This window comes from Variovorax sp. 05L425, from assembly GCF_056397705.1.
Genome location: NZ_JBFTNY010000006.1, coordinates 184,641 through 205,621, shown reverse-complemented (window position 1 = coordinate 205,621; position 20,981 = coordinate 184,641). Strand labels below are relative to the sequence as shown.

The 20,981-nt window shown below is 65.7% G+C and carries 14 protein-coding genes and 1 pseudogene; 4 read left to right on the top strand and 11 right to left on the bottom strand.

Going from position 1 to position 20,981, the window contains the following annotated elements; translation table 11 throughout:
• Position 1 precedes the first annotated feature (1 nt).
• The 4 genes from AC1DN9_RS09750 to AC1DN9_RS09735 all read right to left on the bottom strand — a co-directional run bounded on the left by AC1DN9_RS09750 (position 2) and on the right by AC1DN9_RS09735 (position 3,360).
• Positions 2-877: a branched-chain amino acid ABC transporter permease gene (locus AC1DN9_RS09750; RefSeq protein WP_478099503.1), complete on the bottom strand. Its 876-nt coding sequence runs from the start codon at positions 875-877 to the stop codon at positions 2-4.
• Between the two features lie 78 nt (positions 878-955).
• The gene (locus tag AC1DN9_RS09745) at positions 956-2,206 is read right to left on the bottom strand and encodes an ABC transporter substrate-binding protein (protein WP_478099502.1); all 1,251 of its coding nucleotides are present in this window, start codon (positions 2,204-2,206) and stop codon (positions 956-958) included.
• A 108-nt stretch (positions 2,207-2,314) separates the two neighbouring features.
• On the bottom strand, positions 2,315-2,923 hold the full coding sequence (gene petA, locus AC1DN9_RS09740; RefSeq protein ID WP_478099500.1) for a ubiquinol-cytochrome c reductase iron-sulfur subunit: 609 nt from the start codon (positions 2,921-2,923) through the stop codon (positions 2,315-2,317).
• Complete coding sequence (locus AC1DN9_RS09735; RefSeq protein ID WP_478099498.1) at positions 2,920-3,360, bottom strand: carboxypeptidase regulatory-like domain-containing protein; 441 nt, start codon at positions 3,358-3,360, stop codon at positions 2,920-2,922. Before AC1DN9_RS09735 ends, petA begins: the two co-directional genes overlap by 4 nt.
• 340 nt (positions 3,361-3,700) lie before the next feature.
• Here AC1DN9_RS09735 and AC1DN9_RS09730 point away from each other — a divergent pair, with 340 nt between their 5' ends.
• The 3 genes and pseudogenes from AC1DN9_RS09730 to AC1DN9_RS09720 all read left to right on the top strand — a co-directional run.
• The gene (locus tag AC1DN9_RS09730; protein ID WP_478099496.1) at positions 3,701-8,629 is read left to right on the top strand and encodes a HAMP domain-containing protein; all 4,929 of its coding nucleotides are present in this window, start codon (positions 3,701-3,703) and stop codon (positions 8,627-8,629) included.
• 17 nt (positions 8,630-8,646) lie between these two features.
• A complete protein-coding gene (locus tag AC1DN9_RS09725; RefSeq protein ID WP_478099494.1) occupies positions 8,647-10,875 on the top strand; it encodes a hybrid sensor histidine kinase/response regulator in 2,229 nt (742 codons plus the stop codon).
• 135 nt (positions 10,876-11,010) lie between these two features.
• Positions 11,011-12,528: pseudogene (locus AC1DN9_RS09720) on the top strand (hybrid sensor histidine kinase/response regulator); the annotation flags it as partial.
• Here the strand turns inward: AC1DN9_RS09720 and AC1DN9_RS09715 are convergent.
• The 6 genes from AC1DN9_RS09715 to AC1DN9_RS09690 all read right to left on the bottom strand — a co-directional run bounded on the left by AC1DN9_RS09715 (position 12,507) and on the right by AC1DN9_RS09690 (position 18,325).
• Positions 12,507-13,196 carry a substrate-binding domain-containing protein gene (locus tag AC1DN9_RS09715; RefSeq protein ID WP_478099492.1) on the bottom strand — a complete coding sequence of 230 codons (690 nt, stop codon included), beginning with the start codon at positions 13,194-13,196 and terminating at the stop codon, positions 12,507-12,509. The pseudogene AC1DN9_RS09720 and the gene AC1DN9_RS09715 sit on opposite strands and share 22 nt — an antisense overlap.
• 65 nt (positions 13,197-13,261) lie before the next feature.
• Positions 13,262-14,257: a Bug family tripartite tricarboxylate transporter substrate binding protein gene (locus AC1DN9_RS09710; protein WP_478099490.1), complete on the bottom strand. Its 996-nt coding sequence runs from the start codon at positions 14,255-14,257 to the stop codon at positions 13,262-13,264.
• Positions 14,258-14,274: 17 nt separating this feature from the next.
• Positions 14,275-15,255, bottom strand: a complete 981-nt coding sequence (locus AC1DN9_RS09705; RefSeq protein WP_478099489.1) for a Bug family tripartite tricarboxylate transporter substrate binding protein — start codon at positions 15,253-15,255, stop codon at positions 14,275-14,277.
• 24 nt (positions 15,256-15,279) lie between these two features.
• Positions 15,280-16,584, bottom strand: a complete 1,305-nt coding sequence (locus tag AC1DN9_RS09700) for a gallate dioxygenase (protein ID WP_478099488.1) — start codon at positions 16,582-16,584, stop codon at positions 15,280-15,282.
• A gap of 14 nt (positions 16,585-16,598) precedes the next feature.
• Positions 16,599-17,294 carry a 4-carboxy-4-hydroxy-2-oxoadipate aldolase/oxaloacetate decarboxylase gene (gene ligK, locus AC1DN9_RS09695; RefSeq protein WP_478099486.1) on the bottom strand — a complete coding sequence of 232 codons (696 nt, stop codon included), beginning with the start codon at positions 17,292-17,294 and terminating at the stop codon, positions 16,599-16,601.
• Between the two features lie 2 nt (positions 17,295-17,296).
• The gene (locus tag AC1DN9_RS09690; RefSeq protein ID WP_478099484.1) at positions 17,297-18,325 is read right to left on the bottom strand and encodes an amidohydrolase family protein; all 1,029 of its coding nucleotides are present in this window, start codon (positions 18,323-18,325) and stop codon (positions 17,297-17,299) included.
• A gap of 162 nt (positions 18,326-18,487) precedes the next feature.
• Here AC1DN9_RS09690 and AC1DN9_RS09685 point away from each other — a divergent pair, with 162 nt between their 5' ends.
• Positions 18,488-19,768, top strand: coding sequence for a LysR family transcriptional regulator (locus tag AC1DN9_RS09685; RefSeq protein ID WP_478099482.1), 1,281 nt, complete (start codon positions 18,488-18,490; stop codon positions 19,766-19,768).
• Positions 19,769-19,771: 3 nt separating this feature from the next.
• Here AC1DN9_RS09685 and AC1DN9_RS09680 read toward each other — a convergent pair whose 3' ends face one another.
• Positions 19,772-20,947 (bottom strand): BamA/TamA family outer membrane protein, encoded by a 1,176-nt coding sequence (locus tag AC1DN9_RS09680; RefSeq protein ID WP_478099481.1) that lies wholly within the window; start codon positions 20,945-20,947, stop codon positions 19,772-19,774.
• Between the last annotated feature and the right edge of the window lie 34 nt (positions 20,948-20,981).

The window sequence follows — 20,981 nt, the reverse complement described above, 5'->3', positions numbered from 1 at the left end:
GCTACCTCCGACCGAACAGCCCCTGGGGCCGCACGTACATGACGACGATCAGCAGGATCAGCGACGGAATGGTCCGGTAGGCAGGTGAGATCAGGTAGGCAGTCACAGTCTCGAGGTAGCCGACCACGTACGCAGCGATCAGCGAGCCCGATACGCTGCCCAGGCCGCCGAGCACCACGATCGAAAAGGCGCTGGCCGTGAGCGGACCGACGCTGTAGGCACTCACGCCGAGGAACATGCCCAGCAGGATGCCGGCGATGCCCGCGAGCAGCCCGTACACCAGCCAGACCGTGAGATAGATGCTCGACAACTCGATGCCCAGCAGCGTGACGCCGCGCGCATTCATCGAGGCGGCCAGCACCGCCTTGCCGCGTCGCGTCTTGTTGACCAGCATCCAGAGCAGGCCGATGGCCAGCCAGCAGACCGCGGCAGTGAAGAACTCGTTGGTCGGCGTCCGCACGCCGAGGAAGGGGATCGTGCCCTCGACGATCGGCAGCACCGTCTTTGCGTTGTCGGTGAACAGGTAGGCGACCGTCTCCTGGACGATGATGCCCCACAGCAGCGTCGCCGTGAGAATGAAGATCTCCTTCTCGGCTTCGGCGATCTTGCTCGAACGCTGGATGGGCCTCACCGTGATGAAGTAGGTCGCGAACGCCAGCACCACGCCGACCGCGATGCCGATCAGCGCCGCCGCATAGTTGCCGACATGCAGCATGCCGGCCGCGGCCCAGGCGCCGACCGCGGCGGCCACCATGATCGCGCCATGCGAAAGATTGAGAACGCCGGAGACGCCGAAGATCAGCGTGAAGCCGGTGGCGCCGAGGGCGTAAAGCGCGCTGATGGCAAAGCCATCGACCAGGATCTGCCAGAAGATCATGCGCTCGCCACCGTCGGACCTTTCGGTCCGCGGCGCATGGCGGGCGCGCGGCTCAAGACGACGGCCGGGCCCACGCGATCAGCTCGACGGCAGCTTGATGAATGCGGGAAATTTCATCTGGCCGGTGGCCAGGTTCTTCGGCCACATGTTGAGCTGCTTGCCGTCCTGCCATTGCAGCATCAGGCCGGTGATGTAGCCGTTGCCGGTCTTCAGCCCGTGCACGTGCGGATCACCCTTGGGCAGGAAGGCGATGCGGCCGATGGTGCCGACGTAGTCGGTGCCCTCCATGGCGGTCACCAGCTTGTCGCTCTCGGTCGACTTCGCCCGTCGGACCGCATCGGCAATCATGTAGACCTCGTCGTACGCGGTGTAGCCCGAATAGGCGGGCGAGTTGCCGAACTTCTTCTGATAGGCAGCGACGAAGGGCAGCGTCTTGGGCGTGACGGCCACGCCGGGTCCGGAAACCGCGTTGAAGAGCACGCCGTCCGTCGCGCCGTTGGTGTCCGCCCAGAAGGTCGAATTGGTGGCTTGCGATGAGATCCCGAGCATCGGGATCGGCACCTGCTGGCTCTTCCATTGCACCGTCGGCTGGGTGCCGACGTGCGAGATGCCGGTGATGATGACGTCCGGCTTCTGGGCCTCGATCTTGTTGAAGATGGGCGTGAAGTCGGTCGTGTCGGGCGAGAAGCGGACGTGGTCGAGCACCTTCAGCCCTACCTTGGGGAGGCAGGTCTCATACCCGGCGTCCAGCGGTGTCGTCCACGCAGCGTCCTCGCTCATGATGACCGCGGTCTTCATCTTGTGCGGATCGACCAGCAGGTCCTTGGCGGCATCGCAGACGAGGCCGGCGAGCGCGCTCGACGTCAGGTAGCCGTGGAAGGTGTACTTGTTGTGCTCGTAGTCCTTCGCGATGTTCTGCGTGATCACGTCCGAGGCCGCGCCGGGCGTGATCATCAGCGTCTTGAGTCGCCCGGCCCACGGCTCGAGGGCCAGCACCACTTCGGAGACATAGCTGGCGATGACGGCATTGACCTTGTCTTCGCTCACCGCGCGCTGGAAGGCCCGCACTGCCTCGGCCGAGGAGGAATGGTCGTCGTAGACAACGATCTCGATCTTGCGCCCGTCGACGCCGCCCTTGGCGTTGATCTCCTCGGCCGCGAGTTGGGCCGCAGGGCCAATCGAAGAGCCCGCCACGGCCTGCGCTTCCGCGATCACGCCGATCTTGATCGGATCGGCGGCGAGAGCCGCACTGAAAGTGGCCAATGTGCCGCTGACAATCATCACAGCGGCGCCCACACTGCTGAGGCCACCAAGGAAGTACCTTTTCATGATGTCTCCTTTGTTTCGATCGCACACAATCTTGCACATCACTGACCGCTTGACAAGCGGACGGAGGCCCGAAGCATCTCGATGATTACCCGTACGCGCCCGAGCATCTCAACCGATCCGGACCGTGGTCGGCGAAGTGAAGAGGTAGTTCGGGATCTCGAGGTTGATGGGCGCCGGCACGTTCTTCACGACGCGACCGGCGAGGTCGAAGCGCGAGCCGTGGCACGGGCACAGGAAGCCGCCTGGCGCGTGAAGCTCGGCGTTCAGCGCATCGTCGTCCAGTCGCAAGGTCGGCGTGCAGCCGAGATGGGTGCAGATGCCGATGGCCACGAAGTACTCGGGACGTTCGGACCTCGTCGCATTGGTGCATGACGCCGGTTGCTGGGAACGTTTGGAGAGCGGATCCGCGAGATCCTGATTTGCTGCCTGCAACGCGCGCACCATCGCATCGCTGCGGCGCAACATCCAGATGGGCTTGCCCCGCCATGCGACCGTGCGCAACTCGCCAGGGGAAAGGCCGGCGAGATTGCCGGTGACCGGTCCGCCACGCGCCCGGTCGCGCGCCGAGGGCTCGAGGCTAGCCACGAAGGGATAGGCCGCACCGATCAGCCCGGCGCCGCCCACGATGCGCGTCGCAGCCAGGAGCATCCGGCGCCGTTGGTCGTCAGGCACCTCGCCGGCATCGATCTCGTGAACGAACTCGCTGATCGTTGTCATGAGGCGTCCGCCGGCCACACGAAGACGGCCTTCGCCGGCTGGTGCGGCCTGATCGTGACGTTCTCGTGCAGCGTCTTGTCGCCGACCGTGGCGTCGACGATGTACGGGCCCGGCGGCAACTTGGCCAGCAGGAAAGGCCCGTCGCTGGTGGCTTCCAGGGCCCCATGGCCCCGGGTGTCGCGTATCCGGACCTTGACGTCCGACAGGAAGTCGTCGTGCTTCCTGTCCTTGGCGGCGAACTCCAGGGTCAGCGGCCATTGCGTACTGGCATGCTCGATCGCCCTGGATTCATCGAGCCCGATGCCACCACTGAGGTATTCGGCCGAGCCCGTCTTGTGGACGGGTGGCAGGGCCGAGGCGGATTGCGCGAATGCGCCGCCCAACAACACGACACCGAGGGTGCCTGCCAGTGCGGCATTGCGTATGAGGGTTCTCATGACGACTCTCCTTCCGGGAAGGGAGCAGCAGGATGCAGTGTGCTGCCCCGGGCACTGCCGTCTCGCGGGTCGCCGAGGAGACGGACTTTGCACTACATCAATATCGAAGCAGAGCCTTAGAAGAGCCTTAAGTGGCGTCGCTCCGCGCTCATCGTTTTTCCTCGCAAGGGATGGACGCCGCCTCAACGTGTAGGTTGGGTCCTACCCCACACATCGCTTGTCGTACGTTACAGGCGCGGTCGTCGTACGCAATAGTTGGCGGTTTCCCACGAAGGCAGACGCGATCCGAACAGGTCGGGGCGCGGCGGGGAGATCCGTGCGGCAGTGAGAGGGGATACGAATGAACGCTCCAGACACACTTTCCATTGCGGCTCCCCAGGAGGAGTTCGAGCTTCTGCTCGATGCCCTGGCACGGCTTCGCATCGGAGACGCGAAGGTGCGCTTGCCGATGCACTGGACGGGCATCGCAGGAAAGGTCGCCGAGGTCTTCAACGATGTGGTCGAGCAGAACGCGAACCTCGCGGCCGAACTCACCCGGCTGCGCAGGGTCGTCGGCAGGGAGGGCAAGCTCAAGCAGCGCGCGGTCCTGTCGGAGAGTCGCGGCTTCTGGGGGCAGTCGGTCGAATGCGTCAACGCGCTGATCGACGACCTCGTGCATCCGACCACCGAGGTGGCGCGCGTCATCGGCGCCGTTGCGCAGGGCGACCTCTCCAAGAGCATGGCGCTCGAAGTCGACGGCAGGGAACTGGAAGGCGAATTCCTGCGCACGGCCAAGACCATCAACAAGATGGTCGAGCAACTCGGCAACTTCTCGGCCGAAGTGACGCGGGTGGCGCGCGAGGTGGGTACCGAAGGCAAGCTCGGCGGCCAGGCCAAGGTGAAGGGCGTGGCGGGCACGTGGAAGGACCTCACCGACTCGGTCAACTCCATGGCCGGCAACCTGACCGACCAGGTGCGCAACATCGCCGACGTGACGACCGCGGTGGCGAAGGGCGATCTGTCGAAGAAGATCGATGTCGACGTCAAGGGCGAGTTCCTGACGCTGAAGAACACGATCAACACGATGGTCGATCAGCTCCGCTCCTTCGCGTCCGAAGTGACCCGCGTCGCGCGGGAGGTCGGCACCGAAGGCTCCCTGGGCGGACAGGCGCGCGTGGAAGGTGTCTCGGGCACGTGGAAGGACCTGACCGACTCGGTCAATTCGATGGCCGGCAACCTGACGAGCCAGGTCCGCAACATCGCCGACGTGACGAAGGCGGTCGCGGCCGGCGACCTGTCCAAGAAGATCACCGTGGATGTGAAGGGCGAGATCCTCGAACTGAAGAACACGGTCAACACGATGGTGGACCAACTGCGATCCTTCGCGGCGGAAGTGACCCGGGTCGCACGGGAAGTGGGCACCGAAGGCAACCTGGGCGGCCAGGCCGACGTGCAGGGCGTGGCAGGGACCTGGAAGGACCTGACCGAGTCCGTGAACTTCATGGCGGGCAACCTCACCTCGCAGGTGCGCAACATCGCGGAAGTCACGACGGCGGTGGCCGCGGGCGATCTCTCGAAGAAGATCACGGTGGACGTGAAGGGCGAGATCTCCGAACTCAAGAACACCGTCAACACCATGGTGGATCAACTGCGGTCCTTCGCGGCCGAAGTGACGCGTGTGGCGCTGGAAGTCGGCACGGAGGGCATCCTGGGTGGGCAGGCCGATGTGCAGGGCGTGGCGGGTACGTGGAAGGACCTGACCGACTCGGTGAACCTGATGGCCTCGAACCTGACCTCGCAGGTTCGCAACATCGCCGACGTCACGAAGGCCGTCGCGGCCGGTGACCTGTCGAAGAAGATCACGGTCGACGTCAAGGGCGAGATCCTGGAGCTCAAGGCGACCATCAACACGATGGTCGACCAGCTCTCCTCTTTCGCCGCCGAGGTGACGCGCGTCGCCCGCGAAGTGGGCACCGAAGGCCGGCTTGGCGGACAGGCGCAGGTGCGCGATGTGTCGGGCACCTGGAAGGACCTGACGGACAACGTGAACTTCATGGCGGGCAACCTCACCGGCCAGGTGCGCGGCATCGCCAAGGTTGTCACCGCGGTGGCCACCGGTGACCTCAAGCAGAAGCTCACCGTGGAGGCCAAGGGCGAGATCGCCGCGCTCGCCGAGACCATCAACAGCATGACCGACACGCTGGCGACCTTCGCCGATCAGGTGACCTCGGTCGCGCGCGAGGTCGGCGTGGAAGGCAAGCTGGGCGGACAGGCCAAGGTGCCCGGCGCGGCGGGCACCTGGAAGGGGCTGACGGAGAACGTCAATCAGCTTGCGGCCAATCTCACGACGCAGGTGCGCGCGATCGCCGAGGTGGCGACCGCCGTGACCCAGGGCGACCTGACCCGTTCGATCACCGTCAAGGCGCAAGGCGAGGTGGCGGCGCTGAAGGACACGATCAACGAGATGATCCGCAACCTGAAGGACACCACGCAGAAGAACACCGAGCAGGACTGGCTCAAGACCAATCTCGCGAAGTTCAGCCGGATGCTGCAGGGGCAGAAGGACCTGCTGACGGTCGGCCAGCTCATCCTCTCGGAACTGGCGCCGGTGGTCGGCGCGCAGCAGGCGGAGTTCTACGTGCTATCCGGAGCCTCCAATGCGGCCAAGCTCAAGCTCTTCGGCAGCTATGCGTCGGGCGGGCTGAACACGCACGGCAAGGAGATCGAGCTCGGCCAGGGCCTGGTGGGCCAGTGCGCGGTCGAGAAATCCAAGATCTTGCTGACCAATGTGCCGAGCGGCGCGTTCCGTGTCGCAACGGGCCTGAGCGAAAGCGCGGCGATGGACGTCATCGTGCTGCCGATCGTCTTCGAAGGCGAGGTTCGCGGCGTCATGGAGCTGGCTTCGCTGGAGCGCTTCAATCCGGCGCACCAGGCCTTCCTGGACCAGCTCACGGAATCGATCGGCATCGTGATCAACACGATCTCCGCCAACATGCGCACCGAGGACTTGCTCAAGCAGTCTCAGTCGCTGGCCGAAGAGCTTCAGAGCCGCCAGCAGGAACTCCAGCAGACCAACGAGGAGCTTCAAGAGAAGGCGCGCCTGCTGGTGCACCAGAACCAGGAGGTCGAGCGCAAGAACCGCGAGGTCGAGCAAGCTCGCCAGGCCCTGGAGGAAAAGGCCGAGCAGTTGGCGTTGACGTCCAAGTACAAGTCCGAATTCCTGGCGAACATGTCGCACGAGTTGCGCACGCCGCTCAACAGCCTGTTGATCCTGTCGGACCAGCTTTGCAAGAACGTCGACGAGAACCTCACTTCCAAGCAGCTCGAATTCGCGAAGACCATCCATCTGTCGGGCAACGACCTGCTGATGCTGATCAACGACATCCTCGATCTGTCGAAGATCGAGTCCGGCACCGTGGCGGTGGAAGTCAGCGAACTGCGGCTGGATGACCTCGAGCGTTCCGTCGAACGGAGCTTCCGGCATGTGGCGGAAGCCAAGCACGTCGGCTTCGAGATCCGCGCCGAGGAGACGCTGCCCGAAACCATCGTCACCGATGTCAAGCGGGTGCAGCAGATCCTCAAGAACCTGCTGTCGAACGCCTTCAAGTTCACCCACCAGGGGTCGGTCGTGCTGTCGGTCGCGACGGCGACGTCCGGATGGTCGCCGGACAACGAAGAACTCAATCGCGCCATTCGCGTCATCAAGTTCTCGGTGTCGGACACCGGCATCGGTATTTCCGCGGACAAGCAGCAGATCGTCTTCGAGGCCTTCCAGCAGGCGGACGGCTCGACTTCGCGCAAGTATGGCGGAACCGGCCTGGGCCTTGCCATCAGCCGGGAGCTCTCGCGCCTCTTGGGCGGCGAGATCGGGCTGGTCAGCGCACCGACCGAAGGCAGCACCTTCACGCTCTACCTGCCGCAGAGTTACAGCCCGTCGCGCAGCCTCCGCTCCGGTCGCAGTGCATTGCTCGAGCCCGGCCCGGCACCCGCCATCGAGCGGCGACCTGCGCTGCAGCTGGTCCGCCCGGCTGCGCGAAGCGACGCGACGGAATCCGCCGATGAGCCGGCTTCCATCGCGCTGAACGTGGCCGACGACGACCGCGACAACATCCTGCCCGGCGAGATGGTGCTGCTCATCGTCGAGAACGACCTGGCTTTTGCCACGATGCTGCTGCAGGCCGGCCGAAAGTGCGGCTTCAAGGGCCTGGTGAGTCCGAGCGGCGCAGGCTCGCTCGTGTTGATTCGCGACTACCGCCCCGCGCTCATCACGCTCGATATCCATCTGCCCGACATGCTGGGCCTGCGGATTCTCGACAGGCTCAAGGCAGACCTGGCCACGCGGCACATCCCGATCTGCGTCGTCTCGACCGACGATTCGCGCGAGCGCGCCCTTGATTCGGGCGCTATCGCGTTCATCGCCAAGCCGCTGCAGTCCATCGACGAAGTCGAGGTCGCGCTGCGCCAGCTCCATGAGTCCGTGCTCACGACCAGCAAGCGCCTGGTGGTCGCCCTGCAGCCGTCGCCCGTGCGCGAAAAGTACATCGCAGCCATCCGCTGCAGCGACTTGCAGCCGGTGATCGTGGAGACCGGCGAAGCCTTGCGCCAGGAGCTCGCGCGAGGGCGCATCGACTGCCTTGTCACCGACGGTGCCCTGCCGGACTTCAGTTCGGACGACCTGGCTGAATATCTGGAGAACAGCGCGTCCTCGCGCCAATTGCCGATCCTGCTGTATCGCACGTCGCCGGCGGCGCCGAAGCCGCCTTGGGACTACTTCCATCACGACGCGACCCTCCGCACGGCGGATTCGCTCGAACGCCTCATCGACGCGACGGCCTTCCTCCTGCACCGGGGCATCGCCTCGATGACCGATCAGGAACGCGCGGCCGTGGATGTGGCGAACGACATGTCGCAAATCCTGGCCGGCAAGAAGGTCCTGATCGTGGACGATGACATGCGCAACATCTTCGCCCTGGCGACGGTGCTGGAAGAGCAGGGGATGGCCGTCGTGTCGGCCGAGAATGGACGGGATGCCATCCAGCTCGTGCAGGAAGACCCGGCGATCGATGCCGTCCTGATGGACATCATGATGCCCGAGATGGACGGCATGCAGACCATGCGCGAGCTGCGAAAGCTTCAGTGCGCCAGACACCTGCCGCTCATCGCGGTCACGGCCAAGGCCATGAAGGGCGATCGAGAGAAGTGCATCGAAGCAGGTGCGTGGGACTATCTGTCGAAGCCGGTGGACACGGCGCATCTGCTGGTCGTGTTGAGAGGCTGGCTGTGCAAATAGCGAAGCGCGAGGCCGCGATGCTCGACGAACGTTTCCCGGAGCCTGGCGACGAGAGGGCCGCAATCCTCATCGTCGACGATCTCCCCGAGAAGCTGCTGGTGTTCCGCACGGTCCTCGAAGACCTGGGGCAAGAGCTGGTGCAGGTGCAATCCGGTGCCGCCGCCCTGCGGGAGGTCCTGAAGCGCGAGTTCGCCGTCATCCTGCTCGACGTGAACATGCCGGACATCGACGGCTTCGAGACGGCGGCCCTGATCCGCAGGCATCCGCGTTCGATGCACACGCCGATCATCTTCGTGACCTCGTACGCGGACGAGTTGCAGACATTGCGCGGCTATTCGCTTGGCGCGGTCGACTACATCCTCTCGCCCGTGGTCCCCGAGATGCTGCGAAGCAAGGTCGGCGTCTTCGTCTCGCTCTATCTCATGAACCGGCAGATCCGCCGGCAGGCGGACAGCCGGGCCGCGGTGCTCGCGGCCGAAGCCGCGCGCCGGGTCGCGGAGGAGAACGACAGGCGGTCCGCCTTCCTGGCCAAGGCGAGCCGCGTGCTCAACGGCTCGTTACAAGTCGATGCTGCCGCGCGCCAATGCGCGGAACTGCTGGCGGCGGAACTCGGCACCGTGGGCTTGGTGCAACTGGTCGACCCGGATCTCGGCCCCCGGGAAGTCGTCGTCGCAGCCACTGCCGGCAACCGTCTGCACGTGGAACGGGGTCGAGAGTCGGTGCTGGATCCACTGGTGCGCGAACTGCTGAGCGAAGTGCTCGAATCGCGCACGGGCAAGGTCGTTCGTGACCACGCCGTGCGCGAACTCGGACCTGGCGCCTTCGGGCTGGATTCGAAGTTGCCTTGGCGCGCCCCAGGATTCGCGGTCGCGATGCCCATCTGCTTCGGCGACCGGGTGCTTGGCGCGGTGATGGTTCTCGCGCCGGATTCCGACGGCGCCTGGGAACCCGCCGTGCTTGCCGCGCTGCTGGAGGAAACGTCCGCACGCGCGGCCAGCGCCTTCGAGAACGCGCGCCTGTTCCGCGTACTGCAACACGAGGCGGTCGAGCGCATGGCTGCCCAGGAGGCTCTTCAGGCCTCCAATCAGCGCAAGGACGAATTCCTCGCGATGATGTCCCATGAGCTGCGCAATCCGCTCGCGCCCATTCACATGGCAGTCGAGGTGGTGCGGCGCACTGCGGCCCCCAGTCCGAAGGTGAACTGGGCGCTCGACATTGCGACCCGTCAACTGCGCCAGCTGACGCGGCTGATCGAGGAACTGCTCGACGTGAGCCGCATCAGCCAGGGCAAGTTCGCGCTGAAGCGTGAGCGCATCGACCTCCGGCAGGTCGTTGCCCAGAGCCTGGAGACGGTCCATGGCCTGTGCGACAGCCATCGCCAGAAGGTCACCGTCGAGCTTCCGTCCGATGCGGTGTGGGTGCACGGCGACTTCGCGCGGTTGACGCAGGTCATCGCCAACCTCCTGCACAACGCCTCGAAATACAGCCCCGACGAAACATCCATCGCGCTCCAATGCGGGGTCGAGAGGAACGTCGCTGTCGTGTCGGTGCGCGATCAGGGCATGGGCATCGATGCCGAGTTGCTGCCGCGGATCTTCGAGCTTTTTGCGCAGGGTAAACGTGGATTGGACCGCTCGCAGGGCGGCCTCGGGGTGGGGCTGACGCTCGCGCGCCGGCTGGCCCTCATGCACGGCGGCGACATCGATGTCTTCAGCGAGGGGCGCGACAAGGGCTCCATCTTCACCGTGCGAATTCCGGCCGCGCCGGCGCCGGTTGTCGAAGTCAGTGCCGTCGAATCTGCAGCGCACCCGGCGTCGTGGAGGCGTCCAGAGCGCATTCTTGTCGTGGACGACAACCGCGACGCGGCCGAAGTCGTTGCCGCCATCCTTCAACTGGACGGGCACGAGATTCAAGTGGCATCCGACGGCGAGCAGGCCCTGGTCCTGGCGCTCCAGTTTCAGCCTGCCGTGGCGATCGTGGATATCGGGTTGCCGCTGATCGACGGCTACGAAGTCGCACGGCGTCTGCGAACGCTGCCGGTCGGTGAAGGGTTGCTCTTGATTGCGCTGACCGGCTATGGCCAGCACGACGATCGGCGCGCCGCCCTGGAGGCCGGGTTCGACCATCACTTCGTCAAGCCGGCGGATCCCGACCTCCTCCTCGCCTGCATTCATGAGTGGCAGGGGCTCAGGGATAACCCGGCCACCTCCGCCGCGGCAGGCGGCGAGGACCTCCGCCGTGAATGATCCTGCCTTGTCTGTCGTCTTCGTCCGACTGCGGTCGCCCGCAAGACTCGGTAGCGTTGGGGTCGTCCCGCTTGTCCTATGAATCAGACTCTCGAACACGACCTCACGCCGGAGAACGCTTCAAACCTGCCGGTGGTGAGCGACGACGCCTATCGAATGATCGTCAATGCGGTCACGGACTACGCGATCTTCATGCTCGATCCGGACGGACGCATCCTGACGTGGAACGAGGGGGCGCGGCTGTTGAAGGGCTATGCGGCATCCGAAATCATCGGGAAGCATTTTTCGATCTTCTATCCGGCGGAGGTGATCGCCAGGGGCTGGCCCGCGCAGGAACTCAAGATGGCGTTGCGTGACGGCCGCATGGAAGACGAAGGATGGCGAATCCGCAAGGACGGCACCCGGTTCTGGGCAAGCGTGGTCATCACTGCGCTTCGCGATTCGTCGGGGCGGCATAGCGGGTTCGCGAAGGTCACGCGAGACCTGACCGAGCGGCGCAGGATCACGACGCTGGAAGACGAGGGCAAACGCGTCACCAATTTCCTGGCGATGCTCGGCCATGAACTTCGCAATCCTCTGGCGCCCATCTCCAATGCGATGGCCCTTCTTGCAAGGGAGAAGACGGAATCGAGGCTCGTCGAGAAAACGCGGGACATCGTTTCGCGCCAACTCAGGCAATTGACGCGGCTGGTTGACGACTTGCTGGACGTGAGCCGGATCACGAGCGGCAAGATCCACCTGGAGGCGAAGCCGGTCCGCCTTCGCAATGTCATCGAGCAAGCCGTCGAGGCCGTGCGGCCGCTTTGCGAAGCGAAGTCGCAGGCTTTCAACGTGGACATGGAAGCCGTGGACCCGTGGGTGATCGGTGATCACGCCCGCATCGTCCAGATCGTCTCCAACCTGCTTACCAACGCCGCGAAGTTCACCCCGCCGGACGGGCACGTCGATCTGCGGCTTTCCCAGCGCGGAACGGCCGTTGAGATTGCCGTGCGCGACGACGGCCCAGGCATCCCCGAGAAGGACCAGCAGCGGATCTTCGACTTGTTCGTGCAGGGAGAACAGGATCTGGCTCGCAGCAAAGGCGGCCTTGGGCTCGGGCTCAGCCTTGTCCAGCAACTGGTGACGCTGCAGGGCGGGACTGTCAGCGCCTTCAGTACCGGCAAGCCCGGCGAAGGCGCCGAGTTTGTCGTGCAGTTCCCGAGCGTGGCTGCACCGCACATTGCGAACGTGCAAGACCTGCCCGGAAAGCGCAGGTCGCGAATCCTGGTGGTCGACGACAACCGGGACGCCGCGGAGACGATGCACATGCTGCTCGAGGCGTTCGGCTACGACGCGAGCCTCGCGCACGACGGCAAGGAGGCGCTCGAATCCATCAAGGCCCATGCGCCGGACGTCGTCCTCCTGGACATCGGCCTGCCGGGGCTCAGCGGCATCGAGGTGGCCCGGCGCGTGAAGACCGAGGTCCTCAAGCAGCCGGCCTTGATCGCAGTCACCGGCTACGGCCAGGAGCGAGACCGGGAGGCGAGCTATGACGCCGGATTCATCGCGCACCTGACCAAGCCGGTCGACGTCGACAAGCTGTCTTCCTTGCTCCAGCGGTTGGCGCCCAACCCGGATTCAGGATCGGAGGATCAGGCTGGCTCCATGCCGTGACGGCGCTTTGCGTCGGCGCTGTCGGTCGAGACCAGGAAGTCGAGCAGGGCGCGTGCCTCGGCCGGTTGCGGCGCGTCGACGCCTGGCGCGGCTGAGAAGATCGTCGTGATCTGGATCTCCGGCGGGAGGGGACCGATCAGGGCGATGCCCTCGACACCGATGAGTTCGCTCAACTGCTGAAAGCCCAGCGCCGCCTCGCCGCGCGCGACCAGCGAGCCGACGGGCACACCGGGCGGCGCCTGCACCAGCCGGCCCTGCAACTCGTCGCCGATGCCCCAGCGCTGGAACATGGCGATCAGCGCGACACCGCTCGGGCCGGTCGAGTAGCCGACGGTGGCGGCGGCTTGCACCGCGCGGCGCAGTGCCTCTTCGGTGGAAATGTCCGGCCGTACGGCGCCCGCGCGTACTGCCACGCCGACGCCTGAGCGAACGAGGTCGACCTTGTTGGCCGCGTCGATCCTGCCTGCGGCGTCCAGCTTGTCGATGGCGTCCGATGCAAGCGCCACGACGTCGAAGGACTCACCAGCTGACACCCGCCGCGCAGCTTCGACACCGGCGACTGCCTCGAAGGCGACGGGCACCCCGGTGCGTTGCGAATACATGCGAGCGAGTTCGTCCAGCAGCCCTCGCGTGGCCATCGAGCAGATTCCCTTGATCGGAGTTTTCATGGTGGTTGATGGTGAGTAAATCGAGCATTCGCGCGGCGACTCGTGACTGAACTCGGTCGCGGTGCTCAATCGATGGTGATGTGCGCCGACTTGATGACGCGTTCCCATCGGCTCATCTCGCTCGCGATCAACTGACCGAAGGCCTCCGGCGTGGTGGGCGTCGGTTCCGCGCCTTCCGAGGCCAGCCGCGCCTTCACCGTCGCGGTGCCGAGCGACTGGTTGATCTGCCGGTTGAGCGCAGTGACGATCTCCGCCGGAGTGCCGGCCGGTGCCACGAGGCCATACCACTGGTCGGCCTCGAAGCCCTTGGTGCCGGCGACGCCGCTTTCAGCCACGGTCGGCACCTCAGGGAGCAGTGCAATCCGGCTCGGGCTGGAGACTGCAAGCGCGCGAATCTTGCCCGCCTTGATGTGCGGCAGCAGGGCGGGTGCGCCGGTGAAGAGCACCTGCAATTGGCCCGCCAGCAGATCGCTGACGGCCGGCGAGGTGCCGCGGTAGGGCACGTGCAGGAACGACGTGCCGGTCTGCAGCTTGAGGTATTCCATCGTGATGTGCGCAGCGCTGCCGTTGCCGCCGGAGCCGAAGGCGAGTTTGCCGGGTTGCGCCTTGGCCAGCGCGATCAGTTCGCCGAGGTTCTTCGCCGGGACCGAGGCATTGACCACGAGCACGTTCGGCACCCGCGCCACCCATGCCACCGGGGCGAAGCTGCGTACCGGGTCATAGTCGAGCTTGGGATACAGCGACGAGTTGATGGCCAGCGTTCCGATGTGGCCCATCAGAAGCGTGTAGCCATCGGGCGCCGCCTTCGCGACCCGTTCCGCGCCGATGGAACCGCCGGCGCCGGGCAGGTTCTCGATCACGACAGGCTGGTTCCACGCGTGGCCGAGTTCCTGGCCGATGGCCCGCCCCAGCAGATCCGACGAGCCGCCCGGCGTGAAGGGAACGATGATGTGGATCGGCTTCGTCGGGTAGGTCTGCGCCATGGCGCCGCGAGAAGCGAGCATCGTCGCGCCGCCGAGGGCCGCGACGCAGGCCTGGCGGCGTGTGATTCCGAAATTCATGAGCGACTCCGACGGGTTCAATCCAGCTTGATGCCTGCTTCGCGAATGAGCTTCCCGTAACGAGCGGCGTCGCTCTTGAGCAGCTTGTCGAAGTCTTCAGGCGATCCTGGCAAGGGTGCGCCGCCGGCTGCGGCGAGTTGGGCACGCACCTCCGGCGATTCGAGGGCCTTCTGCACCGTCTCATGGAGCTTGGCCAGGATCGGCTTGGGCAGTCCCGCCGGCGCGACGAAGCCGTACCAGACACTGGCCTCGAAACCCGGGAAGCCGGACTCGGCGACGGTCGGCACGCCAGGCAGCACCGATGAGCGCTCGGGACTCATCACTGCCAGCACGCGCAGGGTGCCGGACTTGGCGAGCGGCAACACCTCCAGCGCATTGACCGCGACCACTTCCACGTGCCCGCCGAGCGTGTCTGTCAGCGCCTGCGCGCCACCCTTGTACGGCACATGGCGAAGCGAAAGTCCGGCGGTGTGCTGGAACAGTTCGATGGCCAGGTGCGGCGTCGAGCCGTTGCCCGGCGTTGCGACGGTGACGCTTCCCGGCTTTGCCTTGGCGGTGGCCACCAGTTGCTGCAGTGTCTTGATGTCCGAGCCTTCGCGCACGGCCAAGACCACAGGCACGCGGCCGACCAGCGCCACCGGGGTCACGTCGCGCTGAAGGTCGTAGGGCGCAGGCTGGAACAGCGATGGGTTCACCGCCAGCGCGTTGGCCGCCAACAGCAGCGTGTAGCCGTCGGGCGGACTCGCAATGAGCGCCTTCACCGCGATGTTCGTGCCCGCGCCCGGCTTGTTCTCGACGATGACGGGCTGGCCGAGGGTCGCCGCCATGCGCTGGCCGACCGAACGCGCTATGGCATCCACCGCGCCGCCCGCGCTGTAGCCGACCAGGATCCTCAGTTGCTTCGATGGAAAGGCATCCGCGGCGGTGGCGCCGAACGAGATGCAGAAGGCCAGCGATCCCGCGAGGGCAAGGAGGTGGCGGCGAGAAAAGAACTTCATGAGTGATTCCAGGGTTTAAAGCGCTCAGCGCTGGTCGGCCGCAGCGGCCTTGTCCCAGGCTTGCGGTGCCGCTTCCTTGCCGGCCACGGAGTACAGCGCGCCGGGCGCGTTGCGCGTTTGCTGGAAGTCTTCCAGCGACTGGCCGCGCATGGCGGCGTAGATGTGCAGGTTCGATACGCCGATCACTGCGCCGAGCTTTTCCAGCATGAAGAAGATGACGCCGTAGTGGATCAGCCCGCGCCAGTCGCGACGGCGCACGAGGTCGCGTTCCTGTTCGGTCAGTCCCGCCGCTTCGAACGCGGCTTCCTGATCCGCCACGAAGCGCGCGCGATGGTCCGGGCGCGTCATTCCCTGGAGGAACTTGTTGAGGCGGTAGGCGCGCACGCTGCTTTCGAGCGAGAACGGATAGGTGCCTTGCAGTGCCTCGACGCCCGCCAATTGCGTCTGCATGTGGCGCCGGTGCCGCTCCACTTCGCCGGCGATCGGCGGGCTCGCGAGGTTCTCGTAGATCGCGGTGGCAATGCCCGTCATCGAAGGCAGGTAGTAGCTCTGGTGCGTCTTGCGAATGTTGGACGACATGGCGCCCCGCATCACCAGCCACATGATGACCTCCGCGCCTTCCATCCCGCCCAGGGTGGCGAGTTCTGCTTGCGTCATCTCGGTGAGCCGCACCGGGTCGTTCTCGATCAGGTCGAGGAACTGCGCGTCCCACGCCGTGTTGTTGAAGCCCGCGCGCTCGCCGTGCACCTGATGCGAGAGACCGCCGGTGGCGACGATGGCCACCTTCAGGTCCTCCGGATAGCTTTCGATCGCGCGCCGCAACGCCTGGCCCAGGCGATAGCAACGCCGGGCCGAAGGAACCGGCGCCTGCAGCACACCGACCTGCAAGGGCACCACGGGGATCGGCCATGAAGGCTGGTGAGGACACAGCAGCGACATGGGCGAGAACACGCCGTGGTCCAGCGCGCGGTCCTGGAAGAAGGACATGTCGAACTCGTCCGCCACGAGCGAATTGCCGATGTGCCGCGCCAGCGCCGGATGCCCGGCCAGTGCGGGCAAATCACGCGCGCCGCCGCCTTCGTCCGCCACTTCATGCCGCTCGCCCACGCCCAAGGCAAAGGCCGAGTAGTGGTCGAAGAAGAAGGAGGTGACGTGGTCGTTGTAGATGAAGAACAGCACGTCCGGCTTCTGTTCGGCCAGCCATTGCTGGACCGGCGCGAAAGCCTCGAAGATGGGCGCCCAGACGGGGTCCTGCTGCTTGTTCTTGTCGAAGGCGAAGCCGATGGTGGGCGTGTGGGAGCACGCGACGGCGCCGATGATGCGAGCCATGGTTCGTCCCTCGCTCAGTCGATGTAGCGCAGGCCGGCCTTGGCCAGCGGTTCGCGCATCGCGTACATGTCCAGGCCGAGTTCACCCGCCGCGAAGCGCGCGCGCTTGCTGGTTTCGTTGGCTTCGCGCGCTTGCGCGGCATCGGCCACCTGCTGCGCCATCAGCGCCGGCACCACGACCACGCCGTCGATGTCGGCCACGATCACGTCGCCGGGATTCACCAGCGCGCCCGCGCAGACGACAGGCACGTTGACCGAGCCGAGCGTGGCCTTGATGCACCCCTTGGCATGGATCGCACGGCTGAACACCGGGAAGTTCATCTCCGTCAGGTCATGCACGTCGCGCACGCCGCCGTCGATGATCAGGCCGCGGCAACCGCGCGCCTTGAAGGAGGTCGCCAGCAGGTCGCCGAAGAAGCCGTCGGTGCTCTCGGCGGTGCACGCCGCTACCACGACGTCGCCCGGCTGGATCTGCTCCGCGGCCACATGCATCATCCAGTTGTCGCCCGGCTGCAGCAGCACGGTCAGGGCGGTGCCGCAGCAACGCGCCTGCGGATAGATCGGCCGGATGCGCGGCTGCATCAGTCCGAGCCGGCCCATGGCTTCATGGACAGTCGACACGCCGTAGCGCGACAGTTGCTCGACAGCCGCCGGATTGGCGCGCTGGATGTTGCGCCGGACGATGCCCAGCGCCTGGAAGTGGTCGGTCATGATCAAAGCCCCTTGCTCTTCAGTGCACGGTCCAGGCGCGGATAGACCCGGCGTGCGTTGCCTTCATAGATCTTGTGGCGGGTGTCGGCGTCCAGCGTCTGCGCGGCATCGATGTAGCGGCGCGTGTCGTCGAAGTAGTGGCCCGTCTCCGGATCGATGCCGCGCACGGCGCCGATCATTTCGCTGGCGAAAAGAATGTTCTCGACCGGAATCACCTTCGTGAGCAGATCGATGCCCGGCTGGTGATAGACGCAGGTGTCGAAGAAGATGTTGTTCAGCAGGTGGTCCTTCAGCAGCGGCTTCTTCATCTCTTGCGCCAGGCCGCGGAAGCGCCCCCAGTGGTAGGGCACCGCGCCGCCGCCGTGCGGGATCACGAAGCGCAGCGTCGGGAAGTCCTTGAACAGATCGGAGGTCAGGCACTGCATGAAGGCCGTGGTGTCGGCGTTCAGGTAGTGCGCGCCGGTGGTGTGGAAGCACGCGTTGCAACTCGTGCTCACGTGGACCATCGCCGGGGTGTCGTGCTCCACCATCTTCTCGTAGAGCGGGTACCAGTGGCGATCGGAAAGCGGCGGCGAAGTCCAGTGCCCGCCCGAAGGATCGGGGTTGAGGTTGATGCCGACGAAGCCGTACTGCGTGACACATTTCTCCAGTTCGGGGATGCAGGTCTTGGGGTCGACGCCGGGCGACTGCGGAAGCATCGCCGCGCCGATGAAATGTTCGGGGAACAGTTCGCTCACGCGAAAGCACAGCTCGTTGCAGATGGCCGCCCAGGTCGACGACACCTCGAAGTCGCCAATGTGGTGCGCCATGAAGCTTGCCCTCGGCGAGAAGATGGTCAGGTCGCTGCCGCGCTCCTTCATGAGGCGCAGCTGGTTGTTTTCGATCGACTCGCGCAACTCGTCGTCGCTGATCTTCAAATCGGAGGCGCGGGGCTTTTGCGCCGGATCGGCGATGCCGGCGATCTGCTGGTTGCGCCAGTTCTCGAGCGCCTTGGGCGCGGTGGTGTAGTGGCCGTGGCAGTCGATGATCATTGGCAGCTCAGTGTTCGGGTGATGACTGGAACGAGTATGGCGCCGAGCGCCGATTCCTGGGGTGAGTTCGCGTTGTCATGCCATCAGACTTGTTTATCGAGCAGGGTTTGTACTGCGCTTGACCGGATCGCGCTCTGCGCCCTGAAGAGTAGATTCGTGATCGTGAATCCCGACCTTCCGCAACACAAAGTTATCGACAGCACGCACGACGGGGCGCTCGCCATCAATTTGAGGCATTTGCGCGCGTTCTCCGCCGTGGCCGCGGCCGGCAGCATCGCCGGCGCCGCCGAGGGGCTGTATCGCGTGCCCTCGGGCGTGACGCGCTCCATCTCCGAACTCGAGGGCGGGCTCGGCAGGCCGCTGTTCGATCGCCGCGCGCGCGGGATGGCGCTGAATTCATATGGGGAACTGGTGCTGGCGCGTGCGCGCCGCATCGAACGCGAATTCGAGGACGCACGCGCCCAACTCGTCGCGCGCGGCGGCATTCCGGCCTCTGCCGATGTTCGCTCGCTGTTCACGTCGATATTGAACGGGCGACGCCTCGCCGTGGTCGCGAGCCTCGCGGAGAAGCGCAACATGCCCGCGGTGGCACGTGAGTTCGGGATCACGCAACCGGCCATCAGCAGCGCGCTGAAGGACCTCGAAGACGGACTGGGCGTCGCGTTATTCGACCGCTCGGCGCGCGGGCTGTCGCCGACGGCGCCCGGCGAGATCGTCGCGTTCTACTTCAAACGGGTGCTGGCGGAATTGCGTCACATCGGTCCCGACATCGCGGCCAGCGAGGGGACGTTGCAAGGCAGCGTGATCGTCGGCGCTTTGCCGCTGGGCCGCACGCAGATCCTGCCGCTTGCGATCGCGTCCTTGCTCGCGCGCTATCCGAGGCTGCATGTGGCGACGGTCGAAAGCCCGTACGACGCGCTGGCGGCATCGCTGCGCAGCGGCGATATCGATTTCATCCTCGGCGCGCTGCGCAGTGCCGCGGAGGCGAAGGATCTGCAGCAGGAGGCATTGTTCGAAGACCGCATCTCGGTGATCGCGCGCGCCGGGCATCCGCTCTCGCGCGTCAAGCGCATCGATTTCGAGGTGTTGCGCCAGGCGACCTGGGTGCTGTCGCGGCACGGTTCACCATCGCGCGAACTGCTGAAGCGCTTCTTCTCGGAGGCTCGGCAGGCGCCGCCGGTGCCGGCCGTGGAGACCGGCGATCTCGCCGTGTTGCGCGGCCTGCTGCTGGAGAGCGACATGCTGACCGCGATTTCCGCGCACCAACTGCGCTACGAAATCCGCGACGGTAGTCTCATGGTGCTCGACTTCCCGCTCGACCGGACGAGGCGCGAGATCGGCCTCTCGCAGCGCCTGGGTGCGTTTCCGTCGCCGGGCGCGCGGGCGTTGATGGAAGAGATCCGCACGATCGTCGCGTCGCCTGGCTTTCACGTGGACGCCTGAAGTTCAGAACGCCTCGGTCACCGACAGGTAGACCACGCGGGACCCTCCGCCGCGCGCCACGTCGACGCGCAGGTTGATGCGCTCGGCTTCGAGCACCATGTAGCGGAATCCGACGCCGAAGCCGACCGGTGCGCCACCGACGCCCAGATCGCCGAAGCGGTTCGCGACGACACCCGTGCCGGCGAAGGCGACCAGGCCGATCCGCCCGACCACGCGCCATCGCAGTTCGGCCTGGGCCAGCCCCATGTATCGACCGATGTAGCGCGTCGCGGAGAACCCGCGCAACTGCAGGAAGCAATCGTCGAACAAGGGCACATCGCCCGTCCTCGCGCAACCGTGCAGGTCCGTGGCGAGCACCAGGTCGGGACGCAGCGACATGTACTTGCGGTAGCGAACGTCGAAGGCGTCGTAGTTCACGTCGCCGCCCAGTCCGGAGCGGATGAGCATCGTGTTGAAGTCCAGCAGCGAGCCGTCGTAGGGGTTGAACTTGTTGTCGCGCGTGTCGCGCTGGAGCAATAGGCCGGCGCCCGTGGTGGTCACGTCCAGCGGGCCCGACGGCTGTTGCGCGCCAGGAGGGATGAAGCCGAAACTCTGTCTCACGCTCGCATAGCGCATCTGCGCGCCGAGGTACCAGTTCGGTGCGATGCGGTGATAGAGCTGGGGTTGCACGAAGGTCCCGTCGACGGTCCATTGCGCGCCGTTGTTCTGGCTGCTCGCCCGCCCGCCACCGCCGAAGAAGTCCAGATTGAGGTGGGCATAGCCCGCCACGCCGGAAAAGCGCCATTGGTCCGCATCCCAGTAGTGCATGTGGGCCACACCCGCGACCTTGCTCCCGTTGTCGGTGGCCATGGCGAACGCGGCAGTGAGCGAGGGCGGTTGCACCTGGACTTCGTCGGCGCTCTGGGCGTGGAAATACATCCCGACCACCGCGAGCCCACTCCCTACCGTGGGATCCGACAGCGGAATGGGGACCACCGTGCCGTGGGCTTCCTTGCCGGCAGTGTCCTCGCTTGACGGGGGCGCCGACTTGTCGCCGGGCGGCGCCGCGACGTTCGGCACGGCCTTGAGATTGGAGGCGGCCGGAACGAGGGCCGCGAGTTCAGCGCAGCCCTGCGTGCCGGCGGTGATGCCGATGGCGGCCAGGATCCGCAGCCATGTCCATCGCTCCCACAGCGCCATTCGACCCCTTTCCGTTGCTTGTCAGCATGTTGCG

Bases quoted from the DNA above. Each gene is read 5' to 3' on its own strand.
- AC1DN9_RS09750 (WP_478099503.1), bottom strand. From the start codon at position 877: ATGATCTTCTGGCAGATCCTGGTCGATGGCTTTGCCATCAGCGCGCTT.
- AC1DN9_RS09745 (WP_478099502.1), bottom strand. From the start codon at position 2,206: ATGAAAAGGTACTTCCTTGGTGGCCTCAGCAGTGTGGGCGCCGCTGTG.
- petA (WP_478099500.1), bottom strand. From the start codon at position 2,923: ATGACAACGATCAGCGAGTTCGTTCACGAGATCGATGCCGGCGAGGTG.
- AC1DN9_RS09735 (WP_478099498.1), bottom strand. From the start codon at position 3,360: ATGAGAACCCTCATACGCAATGCCGCACTGGCAGGCACCCTCGGTGTC.
- AC1DN9_RS09730 (WP_478099496.1), top strand. From the start codon at position 3,701: ATGAACGCTCCAGACACACTTTCCATTGCGGCTCCCCAGGAGGAGTTC.
- AC1DN9_RS09725 (WP_478099494.1), top strand. From the start codon at position 8,647: ATGCTCGACGAACGTTTCCCGGAGCCTGGCGACGAGAGGGCCGCAATC.
- AC1DN9_RS09715 (WP_478099492.1), bottom strand. From the start codon at position 13,196: ATGAAAACTCCGATCAAGGGAATCTGCTCGATGGCCACGCGAGGGCTG.
- AC1DN9_RS09710 (WP_478099490.1), bottom strand. From the start codon at position 14,257: ATGAATTTCGGAATCACACGCCGCCAGGCCTGCGTCGCGGCCCTCGGC.
- AC1DN9_RS09705 (WP_478099489.1), bottom strand. From the start codon at position 15,255: ATGAAGTTCTTTTCTCGCCGCCACCTCCTTGCCCTCGCGGGATCGCTG.
- AC1DN9_RS09700 (WP_478099488.1), bottom strand. From the start codon at position 16,584: ATGGCTCGCATCATCGGCGCCGTCGCGTGCTCCCACACGCCCACCATC.
- ligK (WP_478099486.1), bottom strand. From the start codon at position 17,294: ATGACCGACCACTTCCAGGCGCTGGGCATCGTCCGGCGCAACATCCAG.
- AC1DN9_RS09690 (WP_478099484.1), bottom strand. From the start codon at position 18,325: ATGATCATCGACTGCCACGGCCACTACACCACCGCGCCCAAGGCGCTC.
- AC1DN9_RS09680 (WP_478099481.1), bottom strand. From the start codon at position 20,947: ATGGCGCTGTGGGAGCGATGGACATGGCTGCGGATCCTGGCCGCCATC.